26 protein-coding genes and 1 tRNA gene are annotated in these 25,915 nt (G+C 65.8%); 11 read left to right on the top strand and 16 right to left on the bottom strand.

Annotated elements, in window-relative coordinates; translation table 11 throughout:
- The first annotated feature begins 35 nt into the window (after positions 1-35).
- The 4 genes from ACZ46S_RS02025 (at position 36) to ACZ46S_RS02010 (ending at position 3,073) form a co-directional block, all read left to right on the top strand.
- Positions 36-1,217 carry a glycosyltransferase family 87 protein gene (locus tag ACZ46S_RS02025; protein WP_464063166.1) on the top strand — a complete coding sequence of 394 codons (1,182 nt, stop codon included), beginning with the start codon at positions 36-38 and terminating at the stop codon, positions 1,215-1,217.
- Positions 1,183-1,641: an RDD family protein gene (locus tag ACZ46S_RS02020; protein WP_464063165.1), complete on the top strand. Its 459-nt coding sequence runs from the start codon at positions 1,183-1,185 to the stop codon at positions 1,639-1,641. The genes ACZ46S_RS02025 and ACZ46S_RS02020 overlap by 35 nt, the downstream gene beginning before the upstream one ends.
- Before the next feature lie 34 nt (positions 1,642-1,675).
- The gene (locus tag ACZ46S_RS02015; RefSeq protein ID WP_295739010.1) at positions 1,676-2,437 is read left to right on the top strand and encodes an arginyltransferase; all 762 of its coding nucleotides are present in this window, start codon (positions 1,676-1,678) and stop codon (positions 2,435-2,437) included.
- 66 nt (positions 2,438-2,503) lie between these two features.
- On the top strand, positions 2,504-3,073 hold the full coding sequence (locus ACZ46S_RS02010) for a lipocalin family protein (RefSeq protein WP_464063164.1): 570 nt from the start codon (positions 2,504-2,506) through the stop codon (positions 3,071-3,073).
- Positions 3,074-3,168: 95 nt separating this feature from the next.
- On the opposite strand, the gene ACZ46S_RS02005 is transcribed toward ACZ46S_RS02010, so the two are convergent.
- From ACZ46S_RS02005 to ACZ46S_RS01990, 4 genes are all read right to left on the bottom strand, one after another.
- Positions 3,169-4,023: a hypothetical protein gene (locus ACZ46S_RS02005; RefSeq protein ID WP_464063163.1), complete on the bottom strand. Its 855-nt coding sequence runs from the start codon at positions 4,021-4,023 to the stop codon at positions 3,169-3,171.
- Positions 4,024-4,033: 10 nt separating this feature from the next.
- Entirely contained in the window at positions 4,034-4,171 is a 138-nt protein-coding gene (locus tag ACZ46S_RS02000) for a hypothetical protein (protein ID WP_464063162.1), read from the bottom strand.
- A 270-nt stretch (positions 4,172-4,441) separates the two neighbouring features.
- On the bottom strand, positions 4,442-6,328 hold the full coding sequence (locus ACZ46S_RS01995) for a hypothetical protein (protein WP_464063161.1): 1,887 nt from the start codon (positions 6,326-6,328) through the stop codon (positions 4,442-4,444).
- Between the two features lie 3 nt (positions 6,329-6,331).
- Positions 6,332-7,261 carry a mitochondrial fission ELM1 family protein gene (locus tag ACZ46S_RS01990; RefSeq protein ID WP_464063160.1) on the bottom strand — a complete coding sequence of 310 codons (930 nt, stop codon included), beginning with the start codon at positions 7,259-7,261 and terminating at the stop codon, positions 6,332-6,334.
- Positions 7,262-7,345: 84 nt separating this feature from the next.
- Between ACZ46S_RS01990 and ACZ46S_RS01985 the strand changes: the two genes are divergently transcribed.
- Positions 7,346-8,308 (top strand): M14 family metallopeptidase, encoded by a 963-nt coding sequence (locus tag ACZ46S_RS01985; protein WP_464063159.1) that lies wholly within the window; start codon positions 7,346-7,348, stop codon positions 8,306-8,308.
- 79 nt (positions 8,309-8,387) lie between these two features.
- On the opposite strand, the gene ACZ46S_RS01980 is transcribed toward ACZ46S_RS01985, so the two are convergent.
- Positions 8,388-9,857: a glycosyltransferase family 39 protein gene (locus tag ACZ46S_RS01980; protein ID WP_464063158.1), complete on the bottom strand. Its 1,470-nt coding sequence runs from the start codon at positions 9,855-9,857 to the stop codon at positions 8,388-8,390.
- 81 nt (positions 9,858-9,938) lie between these two features.
- On the opposite strand from ACZ46S_RS01980, the gene prfB reads away from it, so the two are divergent.
- Positions 9,939-11,070, top strand: a protein-coding gene (prfB, locus tag ACZ46S_RS01975) for a peptide chain release factor 2 (protein ID WP_295739024.1) whose coding sequence is annotated in 2 segments (ribosomal slippage) — positions 9,939-10,007 and positions 10,009-11,070 — 1,131 coding nt in all. Because the reading frame shifts where the segments join, the coding sequence is not laid out codon by codon here.
- Between the two features lie 88 nt (positions 11,071-11,158).
- Here prfB and ACZ46S_RS01970 read toward each other — a convergent pair.
- Entirely contained in the window at positions 11,159-11,617 is a 459-nt protein-coding gene (locus tag ACZ46S_RS01970) for an Hsp20 family protein (RefSeq protein WP_464063157.1), read from the bottom strand.
- Between the two features lie 223 nt (positions 11,618-11,840).
- Here ACZ46S_RS01970 and ACZ46S_RS01965 point away from each other — a divergent pair, with 223 nt between their 5' ends.
- Positions 11,841-12,722, top strand: coding sequence for a PrsW family glutamic-type intramembrane protease (locus ACZ46S_RS01965; RefSeq protein ID WP_464063156.1), 882 nt, complete (start codon positions 11,841-11,843; stop codon positions 12,720-12,722).
- A 107-nt stretch (positions 12,723-12,829) separates the two neighbouring features.
- On the opposite strand, the gene cydC is transcribed toward ACZ46S_RS01965, so the two are convergent.
- Together cydC and cydD are read right to left on the bottom strand one after the other, a co-directional pair.
- Complete coding sequence (cydC, locus tag ACZ46S_RS01960; protein WP_464063155.1) at positions 12,830-14,458, bottom strand: thiol reductant ABC exporter subunit CydC; 1,629 nt, start codon at positions 14,456-14,458, stop codon at positions 12,830-12,832.
- The gene (cydD, locus tag ACZ46S_RS01955) at positions 14,455-16,140 is read right to left on the bottom strand and encodes a thiol reductant ABC exporter subunit CydD (protein ID WP_464063154.1); all 1,686 of its coding nucleotides are present in this window, start codon (positions 16,138-16,140) and stop codon (positions 14,455-14,457) included. Before cydD ends, cydC begins: the two co-directional genes overlap by 4 nt.
- Positions 16,141-16,217: 77 nt before the next feature.
- Between cydD and panC the strand changes: the two genes are divergently transcribed.
- The gene (gene panC / locus ACZ46S_RS01950) at positions 16,218-17,051 is read left to right on the top strand and encodes a pantoate--beta-alanine ligase (protein WP_464063153.1); all 834 of its coding nucleotides are present in this window, start codon (positions 16,218-16,220) and stop codon (positions 17,049-17,051) included.
- 104 nt (positions 17,052-17,155) lie between these two features.
- A complete protein-coding gene (locus ACZ46S_RS01945; protein ID WP_295739034.1) occupies positions 17,156-17,452 on the top strand; it encodes a PilZ domain-containing protein in 297 nt (98 codons plus the stop codon).
- A 6-nt stretch (positions 17,453-17,458) separates the two neighbouring features.
- Here ACZ46S_RS01945 and ACZ46S_RS01940 read toward each other — a convergent pair whose 3' ends face one another.
- The 8 genes from ACZ46S_RS01940 to ACZ46S_RS01905 form a co-directional block, all read right to left on the bottom strand.
- The gene (locus tag ACZ46S_RS01940; RefSeq protein WP_464063152.1) at positions 17,459-18,862 is read right to left on the bottom strand and encodes a hypothetical protein; all 1,404 of its coding nucleotides are present in this window, start codon (positions 18,860-18,862) and stop codon (positions 17,459-17,461) included.
- On the bottom strand, positions 18,862-19,596 hold the full coding sequence (locus ACZ46S_RS01935; RefSeq protein WP_464063151.1) for an ABC transporter ATP-binding protein: 735 nt from the start codon (positions 19,594-19,596) through the stop codon (positions 18,862-18,864). Before ACZ46S_RS01935 ends, ACZ46S_RS01940 begins: the two co-directional genes overlap by 1 nt.
- 52 nt (positions 19,597-19,648) lie before the next feature.
- A complete protein-coding gene (locus ACZ46S_RS01930; RefSeq protein WP_464063150.1) occupies positions 19,649-20,131 on the bottom strand; it encodes a hypothetical protein in 483 nt (160 codons plus the stop codon).
- Between the two features lie 81 nt (positions 20,132-20,212).
- Positions 20,213-20,425: a hypothetical protein gene (locus ACZ46S_RS01925; protein WP_464063149.1), complete on the bottom strand. Its 213-nt coding sequence runs from the start codon at positions 20,423-20,425 to the stop codon at positions 20,213-20,215.
- Between the two features lie 12 nt (positions 20,426-20,437).
- Positions 20,438-20,776 carry a hypothetical protein gene (locus tag ACZ46S_RS01920; protein ID WP_464063148.1) on the bottom strand — a complete coding sequence of 113 codons (339 nt, stop codon included), beginning with the start codon at positions 20,774-20,776 and terminating at the stop codon, positions 20,438-20,440.
- Between the two features lie 427 nt (positions 20,777-21,203).
- Positions 21,204-22,700 (bottom strand): IMP dehydrogenase, encoded by a 1,497-nt coding sequence (guaB, locus tag ACZ46S_RS01915; RefSeq protein ID WP_295739045.1) that lies wholly within the window; start codon positions 22,698-22,700, stop codon positions 21,204-21,206.
- Between the two features lie 97 nt (positions 22,701-22,797).
- Complete coding sequence (locus ACZ46S_RS01910) at positions 22,798-23,472, bottom strand: RlmE family RNA methyltransferase (RefSeq protein WP_295739047.1); 675 nt, start codon at positions 23,470-23,472, stop codon at positions 22,798-22,800.
- Positions 23,469-24,527, bottom strand: coding sequence for a Ppx/GppA phosphatase family protein (locus ACZ46S_RS01905; protein WP_464063147.1), 1,059 nt, complete (start codon positions 24,525-24,527; stop codon positions 23,469-23,471). The genes ACZ46S_RS01910 and ACZ46S_RS01905 overlap by 4 nt, the downstream gene beginning before the upstream one ends.
- A 147-nt stretch (positions 24,528-24,674) precedes the next feature.
- Between ACZ46S_RS01905 and ACZ46S_RS01900 the strand changes: the two genes are divergently transcribed.
- Positions 24,675-24,748 (top strand) — tRNA-Gln (locus ACZ46S_RS01900).
- Positions 24,749-25,030: 282 nt separating this feature from the next.
- A complete protein-coding gene (locus ACZ46S_RS01895) occupies positions 25,031-25,912 on the top strand; it encodes an ABC transporter permease (RefSeq protein ID WP_464063146.1) in 882 nt (293 codons plus the stop codon).
- Positions 25,913-25,915: the final 3 nt, after the last annotated feature.

Here is a 25,915-nt window from a genome sequence, read left to right as displayed (position 1 = left end):
CTCGACCACGCCAAATTCCTGGCCTAAGGGCATAGATGATGCGCCAGCGCGCCACAACCGGCCCCTATCTTCCCGTGATGATCGCGCTGTGCGGCGGGCTCAGCCTGTTCATGCTGGTGTCGCTGATTGCCGCCCCAGGGCGGCTGAACAGCGATTTCATGGCCTTCTGGGCCTATCCACGCTTCATCGCGGCGCATGATCCGGCGGGGCTTTATGACAGCGCGGCGTTGCAGGCCTTCGAGCAGCAGCTTTATGCCGGGTTCCATAGCTTCTACCCCTATCTCTACCCACCGACCTTGTTGCTGGCCCTCTCCTGGCTGCGGGCCCTGCCCTTCGGCCCGGCGGCGCTGGTCTGGGCGGCACTGGGGATCGTCGCGCTCGCCTTGGCCTGCCGCGCGGCCTTTCCCGGGCGTGCGGGAGCGGTGCTGGCCGCCCTGCTGGCCAGCCCGGCGGCGTTGCTGTGCCTGGCCACCGGCGAGACCGGGCTGTTCACCACCGCCTTGCTGCTGGCCGGCTTCGCGGCGCTGCCGCGCGCACCGCTGCTGGCAGGGTTCTGGTTCGGGCTGCTGACGCTGAAGCCGCAGCTGGGCGTGATGCTGCCGTTTTTCCTGCTCGCACGCGGCGAGGCAAAAGCCATCCTGGCCGCCTGCCTCACCGCTTTGGTACTGAACGGGGCCAGCGCGGTGATCTACCCGGCGCGGCTCTGGCGGCTCTGGTGGCAGACCTTGCCGGCCTATCAGGACAGCTATTTTCACGCCGCCAAGACGCTCAATCTCAATATCCTGATCACCCCCTCGGCGAACATCGTCGCGCTGGGCGGCGGCATCGGCTTCGCCTGGGCGGTGCAGATGCTGTGCGCGCTGGCGATGGCCGGGGTGGTGATCTGGGCGGCCAGGCGCGCCCCCTACCGGCTGGCGGTGGCGGTCACGCTGGTGGCGGGCTTCCTGGCGCAGCCGCACGCTTATGCCTATGACAGTATCGCTGTCGTGGCCGCGCTGGCGCTGGCGCTGGAGGCGCGGCCGGGCAAGGGCTGGGTGGCGTTGGGAATGGCCGCCTATCTGGCGCCGCTGTTGCTGCTCTCGCCCTGGCACCGGGCCTTTATCGACGCGCCGCTGCTCGCCGCATGCCTGTGCGGCATCAGCGCGCTTGCGTTGGGGGCGCGAAACGGCGCAGATTCAAACCATGAGCCAGACCCTTTACTACCCCCCCTCGCCTGAGCAGCATCAGTTCCACGGCGTTATCACCCGGCGCTGCGCCGCCCTGCTGCTCGATATGATCGGCATGGCGCTGTTCGGCTGGGCGATGGTCTTCGCCATCGCGATCTTCGGGGTGCTCACCTTCGGGTTCGGCTGGATCGCCTTTCACATCCTGCCCTGGCTGCCGCTGGTTTATTACACGCTGCTGATCGGTGGCACCGGCGCCACGCCGGGCCAGCGCCTGACCGGCATCGCAGTCCGCCAGGACGCGAATTTCGCGCCGCCCAGCCTGGCCCAGGCCTTTGTCTGGACGCTGCTGCTCTGGCTCAGCTTCGCCTTGGCCGGGCTGCCTTTCCTGCTCGCCTTCCTCAATCCACGCCGGCGCGCGGCGCATGACATGCTCAGCGGCCTCACCCTGATGCGTGTGACCCAAATTCCGTATTGACGCGGCCACGCCCAGACCCAAACATATCATTCGAATGAGCTTCAAGCCCGCCAGACGTCCGCATTTCTTCTACACCACGGCGCCGCTGCCCTGCCCCTATGTCGCGGGCCGGACGGAGCGCAAGGTGGTGACAGAGCTTGCCGGCGTCTCCGCCGAGACGCTGCATGACCGCCTGAGCCGCGGCGGCTTCCGGCGCAGCCACAATATCGCCTATGCGCCGGTCTGCGCCGGCTGCAATGCCTGCGTGCCGATCCGCATCCGCGCGCATGAATTCGAGCCGGACCGCACCCAGCGGCGCATTGAGAAGCGCAATGCCGATCTCTTGGTGCAGGAAATGCCGCCGCGGGCCACCGCCGAGCAATATGCGCTGTTTCAGGCCTATCAGCAGGCCCGGCATGGCGATGGCGATATGTCGACCATGAGCTTCTATGATTACCGCGCCATGGTCGAGGACACGCCGATCGAGACCTCGCTGGTGGAATTCCGCCTGCCCAGCGGCCAGCTGGTCGGCGCCTGCCTGACCGACCGGCTGGGGGACGGGCTCTCAGCCGTCTACAGCTTCTTCGAGACCGAGATGAACGCCCGCTCGCTCGGCACCTACGCCATCATCTGGCTGGCGCGCCGGGCGGTGAGCTTGCGCCTTGAGCATGTCTATCTCGGCTACTGGGTCGAGGACAGCCGCAAGATGTCCTACAAGGCGAAGTTCCACCCCAGCGAGGTGCTGCGCGGCGGGGTGTGGCGGGCCTTGGGCGAGGCCGCCACGCTGCCGGCCCGCATGATCTCCCAGCCCGCCTGATCCGGGCTGGACGCCCCCGCCCACCGCACCCATGTGATCTCTGTTACTGCAGAAGGGTGATTTTCCATGGCGGTGTCCCGCTCATCTTCCTCCACGGCGTTGCGCGTTGCCGCGCTCGCCTTGCCGGTGCTGGCGCTGGCCGGTTGCGCCGCACTTTACACGCGCCATCCGGTCGGCAATGCGCATGTGCCCGAGCCGCTGAAGCCGGTTGCGCTGCATGAATATCTCGGCCGCTGGTATGAGCTGGCGCGCTACGACCAGTCCTTCGAGAAAAACTGCGCGGCGGTGACCGCCGATTACAGCCTGCGGCCGGATGGCAAGATCGCCATCGTCAATCGCTGCACCAAGCCGGACGGCAAGGAACAGGTGGCGCATGGCACCGCCAAAATCGTTCCCGGCTCCGATGGCGCCAAGCTGAAGGTGAGCTTTTTCGGCCCGTTTTATTTCGGCAATTACTGGGTGCTGGACCATGCGCCGGATTATGCCTGGTCAATCGTCGGCGACCCGTCCGGGCGTTATCTCTGGATCTTGGCGCGCACACCGCATCTGGATCCGGCGGCGATGCGCATGCTGATCAACCGCGTGGCGGCCCTGGGCTACAACACCAACCAATTGGTGATGACCCGCCAGCCCTGACAAAAGTTTTTAGGGGTGTGGGGTGTTTTTTCAAAAACACCCCACAAGCGTCTGGGATGTTGGCAACACCGCGCCAACACCCCAGAGATTTTGCGTTAATACCAATCCCGGATGCGCCCACCGATCGCCCCGGCGACAGCGGCGATGAAGGCACCGATGAGCGCCGAGAAGAAGGTGTAGATCGCCGCCGCAGCAGCACTCTTGCGCGCCGCATTGGCCACCTGCTTGGCCTTGGTGATGTCGGCCTGCTCATGCGTCAGCACGTCATTCACCCGGGCCTGGGCTGAGGCCTGGTCCATGCCGGTCGCGGCCATCACCAACGTCGCCAGATAATCCTTGTCGGCTTGCGGGGCGTTGCCGATGACGGCGGATTGCGTCAGCACCGCGCTGGCATCGTCGCGGATCTGCTGCGGGGTCATGCCCGGCAGGGACAGCCCGGCAGCCGTACCGCCGCTGCCGGACGGCGCCGGACGCAGCAACTCGCTCAGATAATAGGTCTGGGCGATCTTGGTGTCCGCCGCCTTGGAGGCCGCATCGGAACCGAGCCGGACGGCGTTCGAGCCGGCCATGGCCAGCGCGCCGACCGTGATCAGCAGCGCCACCGCCCAGGCCAGGAAGCCATGCGCGGTATCGCGGAAGCCGACCTCATCGGTATGCACCGCCACCCATTTGGTACGCAGCCGCCCGGCGATGAAGCCGCCGAAGAACGACGCCACCCATTGCACGATGATCAGCCACACCGCTGCCATGATGGTGAAGCCCACCGCCGAAACGCCCTGGCCAGCCCAGGGAGAAACGGAAGCGAGGCCAAGACCGGCGCCAAGGATGGTGAGAATGATGGCGATCGCCGCGGCGGCGACACCGCCCGCGAAAATAGCCGCCCAGGACACAGCGGACTGGCTCGAAACCGGCGCCGCGGTCTCAACCGGCGTTGCGTAAACCTCGCTCATTGCGATCTCCTCAGTGGAAGAGCAGGAGCAGGATGATGATGATCGGCAGCGGAATGCCAAGCAGCCAGAGCAGGATATACGGCATTGCAGAACCCCTTGAGCAAATATTGTTGCCGGGCAGATTTTGGCCCCGCGCGCCTGGCTTCAAGCGATGGCCTCCATAGATGACGGGAATGACATGGCGGCGTTAGCGCGGCCGTGGTTGGGGTGGCTTTCGCGGTTGAAATTCCCCTTTATTTTTCTTGAAATTTTTCAATGGACGGTGGCGTTCAAGCGGCTCACCACCCCCAAACGTTTTGCCGCCCTTTTTGAAAAAAGGGCCGCCCGCTCCGGCGGCTTTCCATCTCTGCGCCGCAGAGGCGGAATCTCTGCCGCCTCCGCCCAAAACTTTTGCTCTAAATTATTTGTGAGCCGTTTGTTAGAAGCCGAACATATGGTCGAGCGAAAAACCGCCGGACGCATCCTCAAGCCCATGGAACCCGAACAGCCGGCAGGTGACATCGCGGATCAGCACATAGCCGGTCTCGCCCGCCGCACTCAGCGACGCTTCCGAAAAATGCTGTCGCGGCCTGACGATCTGCGAACCGGAACAAGCGATGGCAAGCTGCGCCGTCTCCAGCTTCACCCCCTGCCCATCATAGAGTTCCAGCGCCGTGCTGGAGCTTGCCAGCCACGGGCCGGAGGCCGGGTAGATCAGCACGCAGAAACTCTCGCGCCCGCCAAAGCCCAGCTTCAGGAACAGCCTGGTGGAGAGGCCCGGCGGCTTGCCGGTATAGCTCTGCGGCTCGTTCTTATAGACCATCAGCGTGTTGAAAATATGCGCGCCGAAGCTGCTCTCCGCCGCATGGAAGTTGGCGCGGTCCTCGAACCGGAAGAGCGCGTGCAGCCAGCCATCCGCCTCACCGCCCTCGCGGAAATCATAGACCAGCTCGGCATGGCCGCCATCGGGCAGCGCGTCCGGGGCCAGCACATCGTCGAGATCCACCGCGAGATCATGGTCGCGCGGCAAACGGCCGAGGAATTTATCCGCGATCTTGAGGCCATCCGGCGCGAACACATCCAGGCGCAGCGGCATGTCGCGCTCGGTCTCCACCATCGGGGTGGGCAGCGCGATGGTGCGGAAACGCCCACGCGGCAGGATCGGGAAAGGCAGCAGGAAGCCGCGCCCCATCGCCGGATGCAGGGCCTTGATGCCGGGATCGGGTTTCAGATCCGCGCGCTCGACATTCACATGCGCGATGCGGGTGCGCCCATCGCGCACCACCTCATAGCGCGGGCGCACCACATGGCGGCCGGCCAACACCTCCAACTGGGCGGGCCAGCGCAGATCCGGAAACAGCTCGGCCACATCCAAAGCGCGGGTGGCGAAAGGCGGGATCTCCTCGGCCAGCGCCACCGGGGCATCGGCGCCCATGCGGTCCAGCGCGAAATCCCCGGCCGGGATCGGCACGGCATGGCTGTTCTGGACCCAGAGGATCACCCGCTCATCCGCGCGCGGCGCCGGCAGCCCGGCGAAACGCGCCGAGGGCCAGGCATTGGCGTCATGGGTGCAGGAGAGCGAGGCCCCGTTATCCGTGGCGTAGGTATCCAGCGCGTATTTCACCACATCATGGCCAGCCACACCGATGGCGTGGATGAAAAGCTGGCCAATGAACGGCTTCAGGCGAAAACGCGCGCGGATCTCGCGGCTATCCAGCACATAGCCGCCAGTGCCGGGCGGCGCGCTCTGTGACCATTCGGCGAGGATCTGCCCGCCCTGGCCGAACAATATATGCTGGAACAGCACCTCCTTCGCCCCATAGCCGGCCCAGTAATTGGCCGTGGTCAGGCGGGTGGCGAAGCGGTCATCATCGCGGAAAAACACGAAATTGGTGGCGAAATTGCGCGGCTCCAGATAGCGCTTCGGCTCGGAGAGCCAGGCTTCCGGCAGCTTCACCGCATCCAGCGTCACCAGCTCGGCCCCTGGCGGCAGCAGTGCGTGCAGATGCTGGGCGCGCTTGGCGGCATCGAAGGCGGCCAGCAGCACCGTGCTCACCCGCGCCTGCGGCAGCTCGGTCAACGGGCGGGCGATATGCCCGGCGCGTGGCTGCCCCAGCGCCAGCGTGTCCTGCACATAGAGCCCCTCGATCTCGAAATCCGGGCACAGGGCGAGCAGCGGGCCGGCGATGCCGTCCGGGTCGAACAAGGCCACCGCCCCGGCGCGCGCGGCGAGGGCGGCCAGCGCCTTGGCCGCCAGAGGATGCGAAAGCGCCTTATAGACGACATTGCCGCCGCGCAGATTGTCGAAAGTCTCGATATCCAGCATTCACTAAACTCCGAGGCGCCGGCGCAGCTCCTGGCCCGCCCATTCCGTGTCATCCAGGGGGGCTGTATCCCACAGCTCCAGCCGCCCGGCAAAATCCCGCACCCGGCCATCCCGCACCAAAGCGTCCATGAAGGCGCCGATGCGCGCGGATTTGCCCGGCAGCCGCGCCAGGAAGACCGGCGCGCTGGTGGCCACGGCCTCGGAGACCATGGAGACGCTGTCGGCGGTGACGATGATGGCATCAGCGCAGGCGAGCATGCCAAAATACGGGTTCTCGCCGGTAAAATCCCAGATCCAGGCGCCCAGCGGTTCCAACGCCGCGCGCAGGCTGGCGACCACTTCAGGCGCGGTGCGGCGCGAGGGCGTGATCATCAGCCCCGCCCCCTGCCGCGCCAGCGCCGCCAGCTGGGCGGCGAGCGCCTGGCCCTCGGCGGCCTCGAATTTATAGCGCCCGTTGGAGCCGCCCAGCAGCACGGCCACCAGAGGCCGGGGCAGATGCGCGAAACGCGGCGCCCAGATCGCTCTCTCCGCGACCAGCCGCGCCTGCGTCACGCGGTGCAGGGCGGTGCGGGTGACGATGACATTCGGCCCCGCGATGCCGTCATGCCGGCCGGCCAGAATCGCATCGAACTTTGAAAGCGCCATGCGCGGATGCTGAATGCACACCGCCTTCACCTCGCGCGACCGCAAGGCCGCCGCCACCCGTGCCCCGGCGCCGCCAGCGCCGATCACCACCGGCGGCAGCGGCCCGGCGAACAGCGCCGGCGCCACCGCCCAGCGCGGATTGAACCAGAAATTGGTGGGGATATGGGCCCAGGCGTTGCGAAAGCGCAGCGGCCGGAATTCCGCCGCCAGCCCGGCCGCCTCGGCCAGCCCCAGCGCCTGGGATTTCAGCCCGGCCAGATCGGTACAGATGATGCGCGCGTCAAGCATGATGCGCTGGGCTTTGCGGGGTGCGCGCGCGCCCGTCAACCCGGCCGGATTGCGCCGGCCTCCGGCTTCGCTAGAGTGCTGTTCATGACGACAGGCTCCGCCCCCGCCCTGCCGAATGACCTGCCCTTCTTCACGGTGGACATTCCGCCGCCGGATCTATCCGCCCATTTGCAGGGCAATACCGGGGTGCAAGGCTTCACCTGCCGCGATTCCGGCCGCCCCGGCCCGCATGTGGTGCTGGTCTCGTTAATCCACGGCAATGAGTTCGCCGGCGCCATCGTGCTGAAAGAGCTGCTGGAGAGCGGCTTCACCCCGCTTTGCGGCAAGCTCACGCTCGGCTTCGCCAACCTCGCCGCCTATGCCCGTTTCGATGCCGCCAACCCGATCGCCTCGCGCTATGTCGAAGAGGATATGAACCGGGTCTGGGATGATTTCGCTTTGTTCGGGGTGCGCCGCTCGGCGGAGCTGGACCGGGCGCGGGAGATCAAGCCGATCATCGATTCGGCCGACATGCTGCTGGACCTGCATTCCATGCTCTGGCCCTCGATGCCGGTGCTGCTTTGCGGCGCCGGGCCGCGCGGGCGGGCGCTGGGCCAGGCGGTGGGCACGCCGGGGCTGGTGGTGGCCGATACCGGCCATGCCGGCGGCAAAAGGCTGATCGATTATGGCCGCTTCACCGAGGCCAGCCCCAACGGCGCCGCCTGCCTGCTGGTGGAGGCCGGGCCGCATTGGCGCCACAGCGCCGTGGCGCAGAGCCGGGCAAGCGTGATGGCGCTGCTGCGCCATGCCGGGATGATCGAAGGACCGGCCCCGACGCCGTCATCGCACTTCGCCGAGGTGGTGAGCGTGATCACCGCGCGGACCAACCGGTTTGCCTTCGTGCGGGATTTTGTCGGGGGCGAGGTGATCGCGCAGGCGGGGACGCTGATCGCGCATGACGGCGATGCCGAAATCCGCACGCCGGAGGATGATCTGATCATGATCATGCCGAGCCTGAAGGTAAGCCACGGACACACGGCGGTACGCCTGGCGCGGCCGATAAAATAAAGCGCTGTAAAAGCGTGGATATCAAAAAAAGCCTGAGCCTCGAACCCTCAGCCGCGCCTGCAAAAAGCCCCGGAAATTTTTACGCCTGCGGCGCTTTCTTCATATCGGTGCCGATGAATGTCGGAATCGCCAGCAGCATCTGGCCGTGATCCAGCACCGGCAATACCGGCCCCGGCCTCAGACTCGCAAAATCTGGCGCGAAACGCTGATAAGTTTGCATCAACGCGCCCGGCATCGCGATGATCAGCACATCCTTGCCCAGCAAACTCTCCGGCGGCGTCGTGAACGCGAACTGGTGCGGCTCCGGCCCGAACACCGTCACCGGCAGCGCGATCCCGTCGCGGCGCAACGCATAGCCGATCTTCCCGGCATCGAACCAGCGCTGCGCGGCAACCGCGGCGATCCCCGGCGGCAGCGCCGGGCCGATGCTGGTCCAGTCCACCGCCTGCAGCATCGGCGATTTGCCCGGCTTGAAGCTGTGCGCCAGTAAAGGCGGCAGCCCGAACTGCACCAGCGCCACGATGATCAAGGACGCCGCCACCAGCAACCCGCCAGTGATGGCGGCCACAATCCGCAGCATCCGAACCGAGCGGCGCGTCGCCCAGTCCCCCAGCAGCGGGAACAGCATCAGATAGCCGGGTGCGGCCCAATGAAACAGAATATGGGTGGAGGACCAGAACCCGACCACGGCAAATAGCAGCACCGGGATGATCGCCGCCCAGCCCAGCAGCCAGGAGACCCGCGCCGCCGACCCCGCCAGAAAGGCGCGGACCAGCAGCCAGACCATCGGCGCCCAAAGCCAGGGCAGCACGAACAATGCCTCCCCGCCCCAGATGGAAAGCGGCATCAGCGGCCGGATCCGCAAACCCTCGGCCCGCCCGCCCTGATAGCCAAAACTCGCCCAATGATGCTGGGCATTCCACACCACCACCGGCGCGAACAGCGCCAGCGCCAGCACCACACCCAGCCACGGCCAGGGCCGCGCCAGAGCGCGCCGGCCCACAGGGTCCAGCAACACGCCCAGCGCGGCACCCGTCAGCACCAGCGCCGCGCTGTATTTGGAGAGCATGGCCAGCCCGGCGAACAGTCCCGCCGCCAGCCACCAGCGCGGCGCTGGCTTGCCCTCCGGCAGCCCCAGCGCGTGGATCAGCGCGTAAAGGAACGCCAAAAGCGCGGTATTCAGCGGTCCGTCCGGCAGCACCCAGGTCCCGAAAGCCAGGGAAAAGACCGGGGACAGGCTGTAAGCCAGCACCGCCCAGAACGCCGCCCTCACGCCAAACAGCCGCGCCGTGATCAGATAAAGCAGCCAGGAGGCGATGCCCGAGAGCAGCACAAACGGCAACCGCACCACAATCGGCGCCGCCGACCCGAACAGATGCCGCGCCCCCAGCTCCAGCCACCAGGAGGCCAAAGGATGGTCGAAATAGGACGCGGCGAAATGCGAACTCGCCGCCACCATATAGCTTTCATCGATCCCCAGCCCGGAGAACCCGGCCAGGATCAGCCGGAACAGCAGTGCGGTAAGGACGACCAGCAGGGCGGATTTCATGCGCGCCTGCATCGCAACCGGCGACCGGCTTGGCAAGCCAGGCCTCTACCAATTCCCCCGCCATGCGCGTATATCCGCGCAATGTCCGCTGAATCCATCCAACTGAATGAGCAGATCGGCCGCTCGGTCGCCCTGCTGAGGAGGCATCTTTGACTGGGATGCCGCAGTCCTAAAGCTCGCTGAGCTGAACCACCGGGCCGAAGACCCGAATCTCTGGAACGATGCCGAAGCCGCCCAGGCGGTGATGCGCGAGCGCAACCGCCTCGCCTCGATGGTCGAGGGCGTGAATGCCATCGAAACCGAAACCAAGGATACGCTCGAACTGATCGAGCTGGCCGAGGCCGAGGGCGATGAGGGCATGGTCAAAGACGGCATCGCCACGCTGGAGCGCCTGGCCGCCACCGCCAAGGAGAAGGAGATCGAATCCCTGCTCTCCGGCGAGGCCGATAGCCGGGATGCCTTCATCGAAATCAATGCCGGCGCCGGCGGCACCGAGGCGCAGGACTGGGCCCAGATGCTGGCGCGCATGTATCTGCGCTGGGCCGAGCGCAAGGGCTTCAAGACCGAGATCATGGAAGAATCCGAGGGCGAACAGGCCGGGATCAAATCCATGACCATCCAGATCTTCGGCACCAACGCCTATGGCTGGCTGAAGACCGAAGCCGGGGTGCACCGGCTGGTGCGCATCTCCCCCTTCGATGCCAATGCCAGGCGGCAGACCAGCTTTGCCTCGGTCTGGGTCTATCCGGTGGTCGATGACACGATCGAGATCGAGATCAACCCGGCCGACCTGAAAGTGGACACGTTCCGCGCCTCGGGTGCCGGCGGCCAGCACGTGAACAAGACAGAATCGGCGATCCGCATCACCCATATCCCGACCGGCATCATCGTCGCCTGCCAGACCGACCGCTCCCAGCACCGCAACCGCGCCACCGCGATGAACATGCTGAAGGCGCGTATGTATGAGCAGGAGCTGCAGAAGCGCGAAGCCGCCTCCGCCGCGACCGAGGCCGCCAAAACCGATATCGGCTGGGGCCACCAGATCCGCTCTTATGTGCTCGCACCTTACCAGCTGGTGAAGGATCTGCGCAGCAACCATGAAAGCGGCAACCCGGCTGCGGTGCTGGACGGCGCCCTGGACCCGTTCCTGGCCTCCTCGCTGGCGGCCCGCGTGGGTGCGACGCGCTCCGAAGCCTCGGCAATGGCGGAGTAAAAAAGGGGCCGAAAGGCCCTTTTTTATTTGTACAAGAGTTGGGGGATTTTTGAAAAAATCCCCCAAACCCCCTTAAACTTTTGCGCTGTTACGCGGCGTGTGGCAGGGCCGGTGTCTCTACCGTCTGCGGCGCAGCCTTGGCGGTGACAATCTCGATGCGGCGCGGTTTGGCACTTTCCGGCACCACCCGGCGCAAACTCACATTCAGCAGGCCGTTATTCAGCTCCGCCCCATCCACCACCATATGCTCCGCCAGCACAAACCGGCGCTGGAAGGCCCGGGTGGCGATACCGCGATGCAGGAACTCGCCCTTCGCCTCCTCGGCCAGATGGCCTGCGACCAGAAGCGCGTTATCCTTCACCGTGACCTCGATATTTTCCGGCGCGAAACCCGCCACGGCGAGACTGACCCGGTAGGAATCCTCGCCGGTCTTTTCGATATTGTAAGGCGGATAGCTGGCGGAATCCTGCGGCAACGTATCCACGAGCCGGGCAAGACGATCGAACCCGACAGCGGTACGGAACAAAGGCGCGAAATCATAGGTCATGAGTAACCTCCTTCAAAAGCAAGGTTGAAAAACAACTTCTGTGGAAAGCTCCTGCGATCCCCGAAACGGCGAACCGTATGAGCGCCCGGCCCCTCATTGAGGCGACCGCGCATCAGATATAATAAGCGTTTTTTCGCGCGCTTCAAGAAAAAATGAATAGCGGACGATTGCGCAAACGGACGCAACAGCCTTCTATCGCGCAACAATCCGCAACCGAGGCGCCATGCTGAGCCTGTTCATCGCCGCCCTGCCCGCCTTGTTCATCTGGGAAATCGCCTCGATCAAGGTGAATGTGCGGCTGCCGAAGGCAACGCGCAAGCGCATGTTCAAGCTCGGCGCGCGCTTCGCCATCCTGGCGCTGATCATCGAAATCCTGGAAGGGCTGGTGCCGGAGAGCGGCCTGTCCCCGGTGGCGCATGCGGCGGTCGGCGCCCTGCTGCTGGCCGCGGTGCCGGAGGAGCTGGTGAAATTCGCCGCCGTCAGCCGTTTCGGCAAAAAGGAGCTGAACGAGATCGGCCCCGGCATCGCCATTCTCATCGCGGTGGGCTGCTCGCTCGGCTTCGCGGTGCTGGAGAACAAGCTCTACGTGGTGCATGGCGGCTTTGGCGTCTGGCTGGTGCGCGCCGTCACCGCCGTGCCGATGCACGCGATTTTCGGCTTCACCATGGGCAGCTTCATGGCCCTGGCCTGGCAGCAGAAAGGCGGCACCGACAGCCGGCTGATCCTGCTCGCCCTCATCGTGCCGATCTCCTTCCATTTCTCTTATGATTTCCTGCTCAACCTGCATCATGAGCTGCCCCGCCTGCGCTGGCCGATGCAAATTCTGCCGCCGGTCATGCTGGCGGAGGGCATTTTTGCCCTGGTCCTCACCAACCATGCGGTGAACGGCAAAACCGCGCTTTATGGGCGCCGCGATCCGGTGGATGCCAGCGGTCACCGCGCCCTGGTGTTCTCCGCGGTGATGCTGGCGCTGACCCTGCTGGTGCTGGCCGTGGCATTGCATTTCCCCGGCGCCCATGGGCTGCTGATGTGCGCGGCATTGCCGCTGGTGTTCACGCTGGATATGGGGCTGGTCGCCATGGCCAGGGCGAATGGGTATGCTTGATGGGCGGTTTGGCGCCGGGGTGTGAAAGCGTCTCTCAATAAGCCCCGGCGTTTTTCGCCGCTTTTTTGAAAAAAAGCGGCAGCAAAAAATTTTTTTAAAACAATGGTTTAACCAGCCGCCGCCACCAGCGTGCCACCGGTAAACCGCCAGATCCGGTCCAGATGCTCCACCCCGGTCAGACGGTGCAGGATCAGCAACACGGTGCGCCCTTCCGTGGCGGCGTTGAACACACGGAAGAATTCCTGCTCCGTCGCCGCGTCCAGCCCGGCGCAGGGCTCGTCCAGCAGAATAATCGGCGCGTCCATCAGCAGCGTGCGGGCCAGCGCCAGACGCCGCCCCTGCCCGCCGGAGAGCGTCGTGCCGCCCTCGCCCAGCCAGCTCTCCAGCCCCTCCGGCAGCGCGCGCACCACATCCGCCACCTGCGCCGCCTCAAGCGCCGCCCATAACCGCTCCTCATCCGCCGCCGGGTCGCCGAGCAGCAGATTATTGCGGATGCTGTCGGCAAACAGATGCGTGGTCTGGCCGAGATAGGCGATGCGGTGGCGCAGCGCCTCGGCCGGCAATTGCGCGATATCCACCCCGCCAAAGCGGATCTGGCCCGAGACCGGCTTGATCAGTTTCAGGATCAGCGCCGCGATGGTCGATTTTCCCGCCCCCGACGGCCCCAATATCGCGGTGCGCGAGCCTTCCGGCAGCTGCAGAGAGAGGTTTTCGAATACGAAGGGCCGGTCCGCGCCATAGCGGAAACTCACATGCTCGAAGGCGATGGCATTTCGTGTCGGCATCGCCATCGGCGTTGCCGGCTCGGGCACCGGTGCTGGCGCATCCGCCGCCTGCACCACCCGAATCGCCGCCATCTTCGCCTGGCCATAGAGCAGCCCGGCGCGCGGCAGGCCGATCACCGCCTCAAACCCCGCCGTCAGCACCAGCACCGCGGCCACCGCCTCGATCGGCAGGCCGAAAAACCCAAGAATGATCGCCAGCAGAATGCCGGCCTGGGCGGCGATGAAGGCGATGGCGTTCAGCCGCGCCCCCTCGCCCACCAGCTCGCGCTGGGCGGCCAGAAGCTGCGCCTCGCGCGCCTGCACCTCGGCCAGCATGCGGCCCTCGGCGGCGAAGATTTTCACCTCGCGCAGCCCGTGCAGCGCATCCAGGGCGGCGGTGCGCAAGCCGGCCATCGCCAGCCCGGCCTTGGCGGCATTGGCCTGCGCCGCCCGCGCCGCGCGCCAGGGCAGATAAAAGGCCACGACGGCAAAGGGCAGCAAGGCCAGCACCGCCAGCCCATGCTCGGCCCACAGCACCCAGCCCAGCACCGGCAGCAGCACCAGCGCACTCAGCAGCGGCACGAAAATCCGCAGGAACAGCCCGTCCAGCGTGTCGACATCATTCACCAGCCGGGAGAGCGCATCGCCCGAGCGGCGCAGCCCCAGCCCGCCGGCGGCACTGCGCGCCAGCCCGCGAAACAGCCAGATCCGCAGATCGCCCAGCGCCCGGAAAATCGCCTCATGCCCGACCACGCGCTCGCCATAGCGCAACAGCACCCGGGCCACGCCCATCCAGGAGAGCAGAGCCGGCACGGTTAGCGCAAAGCCGGCAATGGCCAGCGCCAGCGCATGGCCGGAGAGGCCCATCATGGTGATCGCCGCCAGCAGCGCCGCCAGCGCCAGCAAAACGGCCAGCGCCAGCCAGCCCGGATGACGCAGCCAAAGGCCGGTAACGCGCGACAGCGGGCTCATGCCTGCGCCCCCCGCCAGCTGGCATAGCGCAAGGCATCGAGATCCACCCGCTTGGCGCCGATGGTCTTGGCGAGATCCAGCGCCTGGGTGGAATGGGTGGCCAGCACCACGGTACGCCCGGCGGCGAGATGTTTCAGGCTCTCCAGAATATCGCGCTCCACGGCGGGGTCGAGATGCGAGGTCGGCTCATCCAGCAGCAGCAAGGGGGCATCCTTCAGAAAGGCGCGGGCGATGGCGATGCGCTGCGCCTGCCCGCCGGAAACACCGAACCCGCCCTCGCCCAACGGCGTGCGCACACCTTGCGGCAGTGCCGCCACCAGCTCCTCCAGATGCGCGTTGCGGATCGCATCCTTCAGCTCATCCTCGCTCGCGGCGGGGTTGGCGAAGCGGATATTCTCCTCGATCGTGCCAGCGAAAATCACCGGCTTCTGGCCGATCCAGCCCAGCATCCGGGTGCGCGCCGCCGGCACCAGATCCTCCAGCACCGCGCCATTGATGGTGATGCGCCCGGCCTGCGGCGCCAGGAAGCCCAAAATCAGGTCGATGATGGTGGATTTGCCAGTGCCCGAGGCGCCGGTGAGCAGCAGCATCTCGCCGCGCCCGACCTTGAAGGAGAGATCCTCAACCACCGGCCGCGCCGGCTCCCAGCCATAGGAGACATGCTCGAATGCCAGCGTCACGCCCTGCGCGGCGACGGAGCGTATCTCGACCGGCGGCACCGGGGCCGGGGCATCCGGCAGGGTGGAAAGCTCCTCGGCCACCGCCTCCACCGCCATGCGGTCGCCATAGACCGCCGCGAAAGCGCGCAGCGGCGCGAAAAACTCCGGCACCAGCAGCACCAGGAACAAGGCGGTCGGCGCCAGCTCATGCGCGCCGTGCAAGGCCGGGGCGAACCGCACCACAATCAAGATAAGCGCCGCCGCCGCCGCCAGATCCAACGCTGTCGAGGACAGGAACGCCACCCGCAGCACCCGCATGGTGCGCTCCCGCAGCTCCCGCGCCGCGCCGGCCAGCGCCAGCGCCTCATCCTCGCCGCGCCCGGCCAGCACGATGGTCGAAATGCCGCGAATACGGTCCATGAAACGCACCTGCAGCCGGGTCATCGCCAGAAACTGCTTTTTCGCGGCGATGCCGGCGCCAATCCCGGCCACCGCCATGGCGAACGGCACGAACAGCCCGGCGATGATCAGGATCAAGCCGCTGCGCCAATCCAGCAGCAGCGCCACCAGCCCGATCAGCCCCGGCCCGATGATCGCCATGCCCGTGGCGGGCACCCAGCGGGCGTGGAACCCGTCCATCGCCTCCACCCGGTCCACCGCGCTGGCGGCGAGCTCGGCCGAATGGCGCCCGCGCAAGCCGGCCGGGCCCAGCGCCAGCAGCGCGCTCAGCACCTGGCCGCGCAGCCGCCGGCGGGCGGCGGCCCCCAGCTCGAAATTCCCCCGCTCATTGCGCAATTGCAGCCCGGCGCGCGCCAACACCGCCAACGCGAAGACCAGCCCGGAGATACTGGCTGAAATCCCGCCGCGCTGCACATGCAGCAGCGAGGCGAGCAGCCGCGCCGCCGCCCCGGCCTGGATGATCCCGCAGACCACACCCAACGCGCCGAAAAGAAAGGATAAATTCGCCGCACGAAATCCGCGCTTCTGTTCAGATTTTATCCAGGGTTTCGTGGCACTGTTCATGTTGCCCTATCTAACCTCCCCCTCCCAGCTTGCCCAGGGCTGGACGAGTGACAAAAAATGTTGAAAAGCCGCGCCAAATGATCATCGCCAGGACTCTCGAAGAGCTCGCCGCCGCCCGCGCCACGCTGGGCGATATCGGTTTCGTCCCCACCATGGGCGCCTTGCATGCCGGGCATCTGAAGCTGGTGGAGGCGGCGCGGGAAGCCGGCCTTACCCCGGTTGCCAGCATTTTCGTCAACCCGACCCAGTTTGGCCCGAAGGAGGATTTCGCCCGCTATCCGCGCGACGAGGCCGGGGACATCGCCAAGCTGGAAGCGGCCGGCTGCAAGCTGGTCTGGATGCCTGGCGTCGAGGAGATGTACCCGGCCGAGGGGGCGACGAGCATCCATGTCGCCGGCCCCAGCCAGCGCTGGGAGGGGGCCACCCGGCCCGGCCATTTCAACGGCGTGGCCACGGTGGTGGCCAAACTATTCGGCCAGATCCGCCCGCAGGCGGCGTTTTTCGGCGAGAAGGACTGGCAGCAGGTGCAAGTGGTGCGGCGGATGGTGGCGGATCTGCTGCTGCCGGTGCGCATCGTCCCGGTGCCCACCGTGCGCGAGGCGGACGGGCTCGCGCTGTCCTCGCGCAACGCCTATCTCAGCCCGGAGGAGCGCCGCGCCGCGCCGAAGCTGCACGCCGCCCTGCAGCATGCGGTGAAATATTTGCTGCACGGCAAGGAGCCGGCCGCGATCCTGCATCACACCCGAATGGAACTCGCCGCCGCCGGCATGGTGCCCGATTATGTGGCGCTGGTGCAGGCGCAGACGCTGGAGCCGATCGCCGCGCTGCAGACGCCGGCACGGCTGATCGCGGCAGCAAAACTCGGGCATGTCCGCCTGTTGGATAATCTGCCGATCGGCGAACAAAACTAACAATCATTTAACACCCTGGAAACAAGCGGATTATCCACAACCCGCTTGCGCGACTCTGTGTTTGCATGTAGGCCAGCCGTCTCAACATCCTGGCTTTTCCTGCAATGTCAAAGCTGCCGCCGCTCGATGCGCTGAAACCCGAAGATAAACGCAAGGAGCCGCGCCAGCGCGTGCTCGGCCGGGCGAAACTTTATGTCGGCATGTTCAGCCCCACCGTCTATGATTGCCTGATCATGGAATATTCGGACAATGGCGCGCGGATCGAGACCAGCGCGGTGGTGCAGGTGCCGGATCTGTTCAAGATCCAGGTCGGCGAACAGCCGGCACGCCGGGCGCGCCGGGTCTGGAGCCGGGGCAATGCCGTCGGGCTGGAATTCCTGGACCCGCCGCCCAGCGCATAATCTTCATCAGGCGAATTCCACCACCAGCCAGGCCGCCAGCGCCCAGCCGGCGCTGATCGATACCCCCAGAACCAGCCCCAACAGCGTGCCGACCTGGGTTTTGCCAAAGGCCGCCCGGCTGAGCGGAATCGGCAGACGGCGCCCGAGCCAGAGATTGCTGGCCAACGCAGCGCCAATCCCCAGCAGCATCGCAGGCGCCAGCGTTGGGGCTTTCACCAGCACCGCCACAACCGGCAGGCCGATTATCGCCAAAGCCGTCTGCGCGCAGACCAGATACGCCGCACGGCGCGGCGCCCGCGCCGCCACCGGGGCCGATGCGATGAGGGCCGGCATGTCATTCATCTGTGCCAGCACCGAGATGAAGAACAGCCCGAGCTGCCCGGCCAGAAACACCAGTAACGGCACCGTGACGGGCAGCCCGATCGCCACCTTGCCGAGCAAAATCGCCACCACCGGGATCAAGGTGAGGGAGCGATAGGCGATCTGTGAGACCAGCCCTGGAAAGCGCGCCAGCAGCCGGCGGTCCTTGGCCATCAGGCTGGCGAAGGCGCTGTGCCGGAAGCGCGCCTGCTGCGCCCCTTCCCGCCCCGCCGGCCGGTAGCTGGCCGCACTGATCGCCCCGCGCGCAAACGGCCCGGCCAGGAACACCCAGACCAGGCAGAACACCAGCGCCGCCAGCGCCAGCGCCGCCAGCAGCGGCCCCTTCTGACCCAGCAGACCGCGGGCGAACAGATAAGCCAGCCCGCCCCCGCCCGGCCCCGGCAACAGCCCGGACCAGAACCGCGCCAGCGCCGCATGTGCGACGAAATGCGGGGTCTGGCCGAGAATGAAGATGCCGACCCCGGTGAACAGCGCCAAGGAATGCCCGGCCCGGCGCGCCGCCATCGGCCCGATCCGCCCGACCAGCAACACCACCAGCGCGAAGGCCAAAGCCGCCACCACCACCGCCTCGGCCAGCAGCATCGGATAGACCGCGAGGGCCCAGAGCTGCCCGAAAATAATCAGCCCGTTGGCCAGCATCCCCGCCAGCAGCAGCCAGGGGGCCAGGATGCTCAGCGCCACCCCCAGCATGCGCACCGCCAGCACCCGGCTGGGCGCAATCGGCGAGGCGAGCAGAAAATCCGCATCGCCACGCGCATAGAGCACATCGATGCAGGCCATCATCGCGCGCGAAAACATCAGCACGAACAGAAAAGCGAGATTGATGTTGAGCGCCAGCAGCATGATCTCCGGCGCCACCGGATGGCGCACGATCAAACGCCCGACCAGCACGCCGAAGGCCTGAAACATCAAAATCACGATGCTGGCCGGCACCAGCACATAACGATGGGTGCGCACCAGAATGGAGCCGCGCCACAGCACCTTCAGCTCATGGCGCAGCAGCCAGAGAAATCCGGGCGGGTTGAACATCAGCCGGCGGTGAGCTGGAGGAACACATCCTCCAGCGTGCCGCTCTCAAACCCGGCATGGCCGCGCAACGCCTCCAGCCCGCCCTCGGCCACCAGCCGGCCGCCGGCGAGAATGCCGATGCGGCTGGCCAGCCGCTCGGCCACCTCCAGAATATGGGTGGTGAGAATAATCGCCGCGCCATTCTCGACATGTTTGGTCAGCAGGTTTTTCACCAGGCGGGCGGAACCGGCATCCAGCCCGGTAAAGGGCTCATCCAGAAGCATGAGTTTCGGATCATGAATCAACGCGCCGGCCAGCACGGTCTTCTGCTTCATGCCGCGCGAAAACCCTTCGCAGCGCTCGGCCCGGTGCGGCCAGAGGCCCAGCAGCTCCAGCAGCTCATCGGCCCGGCTGCGGGCCAGCGCCGGCGGCACCTGCCAGAGCCCGGCGATGAATTCCAGATATTCCAGCGGGCTCAGCTTGTCGTAGAGCAGCGGCTCATCCGGCAACCAGGCCATGATCGCCTTCGCGCCCTGCGGGTCGCTCACCACATCGCGCCCGAACACCTCGATGCGCCCGGCATCGGGCGGCGTCAGCCCGGCGATCATCCGCAATGTCGTGGTCTTGCCCGCACCATTGGCGCCGAGCAGCGCATAGAATTCCCCCGGGCGGATGGTCAGGGTCAGCCCCTCCACCACCTTGCGCCCGAAGGATTTACTCAAGCCCTGCGCATTCAGCGCCCATGCGGTCTCCATACCGCCAGCCTAACGGTGCGCGGCGGCGGCGGCCAGAGGCAATGAGCTGAGGTTAGAGGCTCAGCTCTGGCGCATTGCTGCCCAAAATCTGCTGGATCGTCGCCTGCGCGCCCTGCAGGTCGTGCCGGCCGATCGCCTGGCGGGCCTGCTCGATCTGCGCCACCACCGGGTCCTGGCTCGGGTCATTGGCGCGCGTGGCGATGACACTGCGTTGCAGAATGTTGGTCTCAGCGCGTTCCAGCGCCTCGTCGGCGGTGCCGGTCTGATGGTGCATGAGAGACTGGTTGGCGCTCATCAGCAGCGTCGCCACACGCGCATCCGGGCCGACCTGAGGGGCGGGCGGCGTCGGCGCGATGGTGGATTTCGTATCCATGCCATTGATGTTGCTGGCCTTGGGCGACAGCGGCAGCGAGGAGCGGGGGCCGATATCATTGCCCGGGCGCGCGCCGGTCATGCTCTGCGGCGCGCTCTGCGCCATCGCCAGCGGCGCCGCCAACAGCATCGCGCTGAAAATCATCGGTTTTGCCAAGCGCATTTGAAAGCTCCTGTTCATGAAACCAGCCGGGCGGCGGACCGCCCGGCGTTTTCTAACGTGACGTTAGATGAGGCCCAGGCGTCACTGCGCCGGGACGGTGACCGCATGCGTGGTCTGGGTCGTCGTGGTGCTGCCGGGCGGCAGCATCGGCGCCGGCTGAGGCTGCACCTGACCCGCGCTCTGCACGGTCTCGGTGGTGGTCGTGGTCGTCTGCGGCGGATTATCGGCGCAGGCGCTGAGCGCGCCCGCCGCCACGATCATCGGAATCGCCAGCGCGATATTGAATTTTTTCATATCGCCCTCGCCTTAATCGTTGCCGCTGGTGGTCGTGGTCGTGGTCTTCTTCGAATAATAGGTCTGCGTCGGCACGCTGGTGGTCGTCATCGTGCTGTCGGAGGCCGCGCCGTTCACGTTGCCGTAGGTGGTCTTGGTGGATTGGTAGGAATTACCATAACCATCCGTGGCCTTGGTGGTTTCCGTGGTGCTCAGCGTGCCGGGGGCGGGCGGCACCACCGGGGCGGGCGCGCTCATCGCCGGCGCGCTGGTCGTGGTGGTGGTGCTCTGCGAGTAGGTTGCACTCTGCGCCAGCGCCATCCCGCCCATCATCAAACTCGCGGCCATGCCAGCCATAAAACCGTATTTCATGGTCATTCTCCTTGCTGTTGAGTTCGACCGGACCAACGCCGCCACACCATCGGGCAGGAAGCGGGTTCAAATAAACGAACCGGGATCACGATCTTTCGTTTAGCAAATCGAATCTGGGCGCTGAGTGGGGCGGAAAAAGGGCCGAGCGATTAAAGCGCGGCAAGCCGGATGTTAGAAATGACGGGTTGCTCTCTGACAGGGCGGAGTCAGATTCAGACAAATTCTTGTCAGGCCAGCAAAATTTCGGAGTTTGGGAAATGCCGCGGATGATCCTGCCTGTTTCATGAAAGGCCGTTCATCCGCATACTGCCCATGAAAAAGCCGCCTGCAGGCGGCTTTTTCATTAAAAACCGGGGCAGGAGGTGGGGGCATTTTTGAAAAAACACCCCCACACCCGTCAAAAAACTCCGCTCAAAAAAGAGGTTTTTCAGCCGTCCTGGCGATAATTCGGCGCCTCGCGGGTGATCGCCACGTCATGCACATGGCTTTCGCGCAATCCCGCGCCGGTGATGCGGCGGAACTTGGTCTGGGTTTGCAGCGCCTCGATATCCGCGCTGCCGGTATAGCCCATGCCAGCCCGCAAGCCGCCAACCAGCTGATGCACCACAGCCGCCATCGGCCCCTTATAGCCCACCCGGCCCTCAATGCCCTCCGGCACCAGCTTCAGGCTGTCCTTGATCTCCTGCTGGAAATAGCGGTCGGCCGAGCCGCGCGCCATCGCCCCCAGCGAGCCCATGCCGCGATAGGATTTATAGGACCGGCCCTGATACAGGAACACCTCGCCCGGCGCCTCATCCGTGCCGGCCAGCATCGAGCCGACCATCACCGCATCGGCCCCTGCGGCCAGCGCCTTCACCATGTCGCCCGAGGCGCGGATGCCGCCATCGGCAATCGCCGGCACCCCGGCCTTGCGGCAGGCGGCGGCGGTTTCCATCACCGCGGTGAATTGCGGCACACCGACCCCGGCGACGACGCGGGTGGTGCAGATCGACCCCGGCCCGATGCCGATCTTGACCGCATCCGCGCCGCTATCGATCAGCGCCTGCGCGCCCTCGGGGGTCGCCACATTGCCGGCGATGATCTGCACCGCGTTGGAGGCCTGTTTGATCCGCGCCACCGCCTTCAGCACCCCGTCCGAATGGCCATGGGCGGTGTCCACCACCACCACATCCACCCCGGCCTCGATCAGCGCCTCGGCGCGGGCCATGCCATCCGCGCCGACGCCGGTGGCAGCGGCCACGCGCAGCCGGCCCAGCTCGTCCTTATTGGCCAGCGGATAGGCCTGCGCCTTGTCCATATCCTTCACCGTCATCAGCCCGACGCAGTGGAACTTCTCGTCCACCACCAGCAGCTTCTCCAGCCGGCGCTTATGCAGCAGCGCGCGCGCCTCCTCGGAGGACACCCCGGCCGTGACCACCGCCAGATTCTCGCGGGTCATCAGCTCATAGACCTTGGTGTTCAGGTCAGTGGCGAAGCGCATATCGCGATGGGTGAGAATGCCGACCAGCTTGCCGTCGCGCTCCACCACCGGAAAGCCGGAGATATTGTGCTGGGCCATCAGCGCGCGGGCGTCTTCAAGGGTCTGGTCGGGGTAGATGGTCAGCGGATTGACCACCATGCCGCTCTCGAACTTCTTCACCTTGCGGACCTGGGCGGCCTGCTCCTCGATGGTGAAGTTTTTATGAATGACGCCGATGCCGCCCTGCTGCGCCATGGCAATCGCCATCTGCGCCTCGGTCACCGTATCCATCGCCGCCGAGATCAGCGGGATGTTCAGCGAGATATTGCGGGTGAGTCGGGTCGCGGTTTTCACCGTGGCCGGGAGCACCTGGGAATAGCCAGGCACCATCAGCACGTCGTCGAAAGCCAGCGCCTCCGCGATCCGGTTGGAGAGTTCCGTGCTGTGTGAAAAATCCGATGCCATCGCCAATGCCCACCTATAGAGACCTTGGCGGCTCCCATTATCCGGCTCGCCCGGCCCGCGCAAGTCGCAGGTGCCATGCGCGCCGGGCGTAAGCGGCTCACTCCGGCCGAAAGCCGGTGGCGACCACGTACATCTCCTTGGAATCCTTGCGGCTGGCCGGCGGCTTGGCATGCTTCACGCTGCGAAACCGGGCTTTCAGCATGTTCAGCATGTCCTTCTCCGCCCCGCCCTGGAACAGCTTGGCGACAAAGGCGCCGCCCGGCGCCAGAATCTCGCAGGCGAAGACCAAGGCCGTCTCGGCCAGGGCCATGATGCGGATATGGTCGGTGGCGACATGGCCGGAGGTGTTCGGCGCCATGTCCGAGAGCACCAGATCCGCCTTGCCGCCGAGCAGTTCGGTCAGCTTGGCCTCGATTCCCTCTTCCAGGAAATCGCCCTGGATGAAATCGGCCCCCGCCACCGGCTGGATTTCCAGCAGATCGATGCCGACCACCTTGGCCGCCCCGCGCTCCAGCGCCACCTGGCTCCAGCCGCCGGGGGCCGCGCCGAGATCCAGCACCCGGCTGCCCTTGCCGATCAACTTATATTTCTCATCCAGCTCGATCAGCTTGAAGGCGGCGCGCGAACGCCAGCCGGCGGCCTTGGCGGCGGTCACATAGGGATCGTTGAGCTGGCGCTGCAGCCAGCGTTGCGACGAGGTGGAGAGCTTGCGCGCATTTTTCAGCCGCACGGCATCCCGGCGGGGCGGCAACTTGGAGGTCGGGTCGGTCATGCGTGCAGACGGGATTTATGAGCGGGCATGTCGCGCATCAGCCTCATCAACATGCCTTCGCGCAAGCCCCTATCGGCCACCATCAGCCGTGGCGCCTGCCATAATTCATGGATCGCGGCGAAAATGGCACAGCCGGGCAGCACGAATTCCACCCGCTCATGGCCGATGCAAGGATGGCGCGAGAGCCCATCGCGCCCCAGCGCCCGGGCCTCGGCCAGCGCCTCATCCACGGCGCGGCGCGACAGCGAGACCCCATCCACCAGCCCGCGCCTATAGCGGTCCAGCTTCAGCGAAACCCCGGCCAGCGTGGTGACCGTGCCCGAGGTGCCGACCATCACCACCCCGCCGCGGCGGATTTCCTCGCCGATCCGGTGCACCGCCTCGAACGGGCGCAGCATCGCGACGATATCCTCCGCCAGCCGGGAAAACCCCTCATTCTGGTAACAGGCGCCGGCGCAGCGCTCGGAGAGCGTGACCACGCCCACCGGCAGCGAAAGATAGCCGATCAGCTCCGGATGCGGTCCGGCATCCAGCCGCACCCAGGCAATCTCGGTCGAGCCGCCGCCAATATCGAACAGCAGCGCCCGCCGCCCGGCCCGGCGCAGCAGCGGCGCGCAGCTCTCCACCGCCAGCTCCGCCTCCTCGCGCGGGTTGATGATCTCCAGCGGCAAGCCCGTGGTCTCGCGCACCCGGCGGACGAATTCATGGCCGTTTTCCGCCTGCCGGCAGGCCTCGGTGGCGATGGCGCGCAGCCGGATGGGGCCGTTCAGCTCATCCCCCGCGAAGCGCCGGACCCGCTCCGCGCAGATGCTGAGCGAGGCGATGGCACGCTCCATCGCCATCTCGGAGAGCTGCCCGGTTTCATACAGCCCCTCCCCCAGCCGCACGACTCGCGAGAAACTGTCGAGAATATGAAAGCCCTGCGCCGTCGGGGTGCCGACCAGCATGCGGCAATTATTGGTCCCGAGATCGATGCCCCCGAACACGGCGCGGCGTTTTCCCCGCCGGTGGGGAACCGGCCGCGTCGGCTGCGCGAGGGAGAACTGACTGGCCATACTCTATATATTCGCGGAATATCCCAGCGGAGCAAGACGCAAATCCGCCACCTGCAAACCGGACCCGAAGATTTTGTGTTGATTGAATGACAGACCGGGCTTGCCCCCGCCAAATGTCGATGCTAGATGCTCGCCACCGATACCGCTTGGGGGATAGTTTAGCGGTAGAACTTCCGACTCTGACTCGGACAGCCTTGGTTCGAATCCAGGTCCCCCAGCCATCCTTCGGTCACTCACCTCATCGCGGATCTGAACCCCAAACCGGGGTGGCTTGTCGCGTTGGTCAAATCCTCTCGCCCCCCTGCCCGCAACATAACATTACATGAAAGCGAGGCGGGGTTTTGCCCGCCATCTCGACCCTGCGGCGTGAGCGCGCTATGTGCGGTGCCGCTGGCAGCGCGGCTGCGGCGGGCAGGCCGGGGCACGGGCAAGCCGTTGCCATCCCTGCCCCGGCAATGCTGCTGATGGCACGATGCCGATCTATTGTGAGGGGTTTGATATATATGGCGGAGCTCGCGCCACCGGACAGCACTCTCAAGGCGCTGAAAACACCGACCCATTTCGCGCTCTCCGCCGATCGCGGCTGGGGCCAGCGCTTCCGCCTGGCCTTCGCGGATCTGCGCGAGGGCGCCTCGCTCTACCGGCTGATCTGGGCCCTGGCCTTTTCTGAAATTAAGTTAAGATATCGCGGCTCGGCGATCGGCCCGTTCTGGCTGACCATCTCCACCGGCATCCAGATCGGCGCCATGGCCTTCCTTTATGCCGATCTGTTCCATACCGACATCAAGAGCTACCTGCCCTATCTGGCGATCTCGCTGATCCTCTGGAACTATCTCAGCTCATTGGTCGTCGAAGGCTGCACCAGCTTCATCAGCGCGGACGCGCTGATCAAAGGCACGCGGATGCCGCTGATGGTGCATGCGGTGCGCACGGTGCTGCGCAACACCATCATCCTGGCGCATAACATCATCGTCGTCATCGTCGTGCTGGTGATTTTCCAGGTCAAGCAGAGCCTGGTCTCACTGGCGGCGATCCCGGGATTTGCCTTGTGGCTGATCGACGGGGTGTTCCTCTCTTTGCTGCTGGGCGCCATCTGTGCGCGCTTTCGCGATATTCCCCAGATCATCGCGGCGCTGATGCAGGTCGCCTTCTTCCTGACGCCGATCATCTGGCAGATCAGCGCCCTCAACGGCCACCCGGCGGCGCAACATCTCATCGAGATGAACCCGTTCAACTTCATCCTCAGCGTCGTCCGCAACCCGATTCTCGGCCTGCCGCTGACCTCCACGGATATTTTCGGCGCGCTTGGCGTCTCGGGGGCCATCGTCATCATCTCCCTGGTCGGCTTCGCCCGGTTCCGCGGCCGTATCGCGTTTTGGGTCTAGCAG

The organism is Acidocella aluminiidurans (genome assembly GCF_055383125.1).
Note: the sequence above shows the minus strand (reverse complement) of the source record. Positions and strands in the feature narration are given on the sequence as shown.

What these genes read in the sequence shown, in the direction of transcription:
- ACZ46S_RS02025 (WP_464063166.1), top strand. Translation starts at nt 36, where the DNA reads ATGATGCGCCAGCGCGCCACAACCGGCCCCTATCTTCCCGTGATGATC.
- ACZ46S_RS02020 (WP_464063165.1), top strand. Translation starts at nt 1,183, where the DNA reads ATGAGCCAGACCCTTTACTACCCCCCCTCGCCTGAGCAGCATCAGTTC.
- ACZ46S_RS02015 (WP_295739010.1), top strand. Translation starts at nt 1,676, where the DNA reads ATGAGCTTCAAGCCCGCCAGACGTCCGCATTTCTTCTACACCACGGCG.
- ACZ46S_RS02010 (WP_464063164.1), top strand. Translation starts at nt 2,504, where the DNA reads ATGGCGGTGTCCCGCTCATCTTCCTCCACGGCGTTGCGCGTTGCCGCG.
- ACZ46S_RS02005 (WP_464063163.1), bottom strand. Translation starts at nt 4,023, where the DNA reads ATGAGCGAGGTTTACGCAACGCCGGTTGAGACCGCGGCGCCGGTTTCG.
- ACZ46S_RS01995 (WP_464063161.1), bottom strand. Translation starts at nt 6,328, where the DNA reads ATGCTGGATATCGAGACTTTCGACAATCTGCGCGGCGGCAATGTCGTC.
- ACZ46S_RS01990 (WP_464063160.1), bottom strand. Translation starts at nt 7,261, where the DNA reads ATGCTTGACGCGCGCATCATCTGTACCGATCTGGCCGGGCTGAAATCC.
- ACZ46S_RS01985 (WP_464063159.1), top strand. Translation starts at nt 7,346, where the DNA reads ATGACGACAGGCTCCGCCCCCGCCCTGCCGAATGACCTGCCCTTCTTC.
- ACZ46S_RS01980 (WP_464063158.1), bottom strand. Translation starts at nt 9,857, where the DNA reads ATGAAATCCGCCCTGCTGGTCGTCCTTACCGCACTGCTGTTCCGGCTG.
- ACZ46S_RS01970 (WP_464063157.1), bottom strand. Translation starts at nt 11,617, where the DNA reads ATGACCTATGATTTCGCGCCTTTGTTCCGTACCGCTGTCGGGTTCGAT.
- ACZ46S_RS01965 (WP_464063156.1), top strand. Translation starts at nt 11,841, where the DNA reads ATGCTGAGCCTGTTCATCGCCGCCCTGCCCGCCTTGTTCATCTGGGAA.
- cydC (WP_464063155.1), bottom strand. Translation starts at nt 14,458, where the DNA reads ATGAGCCCGCTGTCGCGCGTTACCGGCCTTTGGCTGCGTCATCCGGGC.
- cydD (WP_464063154.1), bottom strand. Translation starts at nt 16,140, where the DNA reads ATGAACAGTGCCACGAAACCCTGGATAAAATCTGAACAGAAGCGCGGA.
- panC (WP_464063153.1), top strand. Translation starts at nt 16,218, where the DNA reads ATGATCATCGCCAGGACTCTCGAAGAGCTCGCCGCCGCCCGCGCCACG.
- ACZ46S_RS01945 (WP_295739034.1), top strand. Translation starts at nt 17,156, where the DNA reads ATGTCAAAGCTGCCGCCGCTCGATGCGCTGAAACCCGAAGATAAACGC.
- ACZ46S_RS01940 (WP_464063152.1), bottom strand. Translation starts at nt 18,862, where the DNA reads ATGTTCAACCCGCCCGGATTTCTCTGGCTGCTGCGCCATGAGCTGAAG.
- ACZ46S_RS01935 (WP_464063151.1), bottom strand. Translation starts at nt 19,596, where the DNA reads ATGGAGACCGCATGGGCGCTGAATGCGCAGGGCTTGAGTAAATCCTTC.
- ACZ46S_RS01930 (WP_464063150.1), bottom strand. Translation starts at nt 20,131, where the DNA reads ATGCGCTTGGCAAAACCGATGATTTTCAGCGCGATGCTGTTGGCGGCG.
- ACZ46S_RS01925 (WP_464063149.1), bottom strand. Translation starts at nt 20,425, where the DNA reads ATGAAAAAATTCAATATCGCGCTGGCGATTCCGATGATCGTGGCGGCG.
- ACZ46S_RS01920 (WP_464063148.1), bottom strand. Translation starts at nt 20,776, where the DNA reads ATGAAATACGGTTTTATGGCTGGCATGGCCGCGAGTTTGATGATGGGC.
- guaB (WP_295739045.1), bottom strand. Translation starts at nt 22,700, where the DNA reads ATGGCATCGGATTTTTCACACAGCACGGAACTCTCCAACCGGATCGCG.
- ACZ46S_RS01910 (WP_295739047.1), bottom strand. Translation starts at nt 23,472, where the DNA reads ATGACCGACCCGACCTCCAAGTTGCCGCCCCGCCGGGATGCCGTGCGG.
- ACZ46S_RS01905 (WP_464063147.1), bottom strand. Translation starts at nt 24,527, where the DNA reads ATGGCCAGTCAGTTCTCCCTCGCGCAGCCGACGCGGCCGGTTCCCCAC.
- ACZ46S_RS01895 (WP_464063146.1), top strand. Translation starts at nt 25,031, where the DNA reads ATGGCGGAGCTCGCGCCACCGGACAGCACTCTCAAGGCGCTGAAAACA.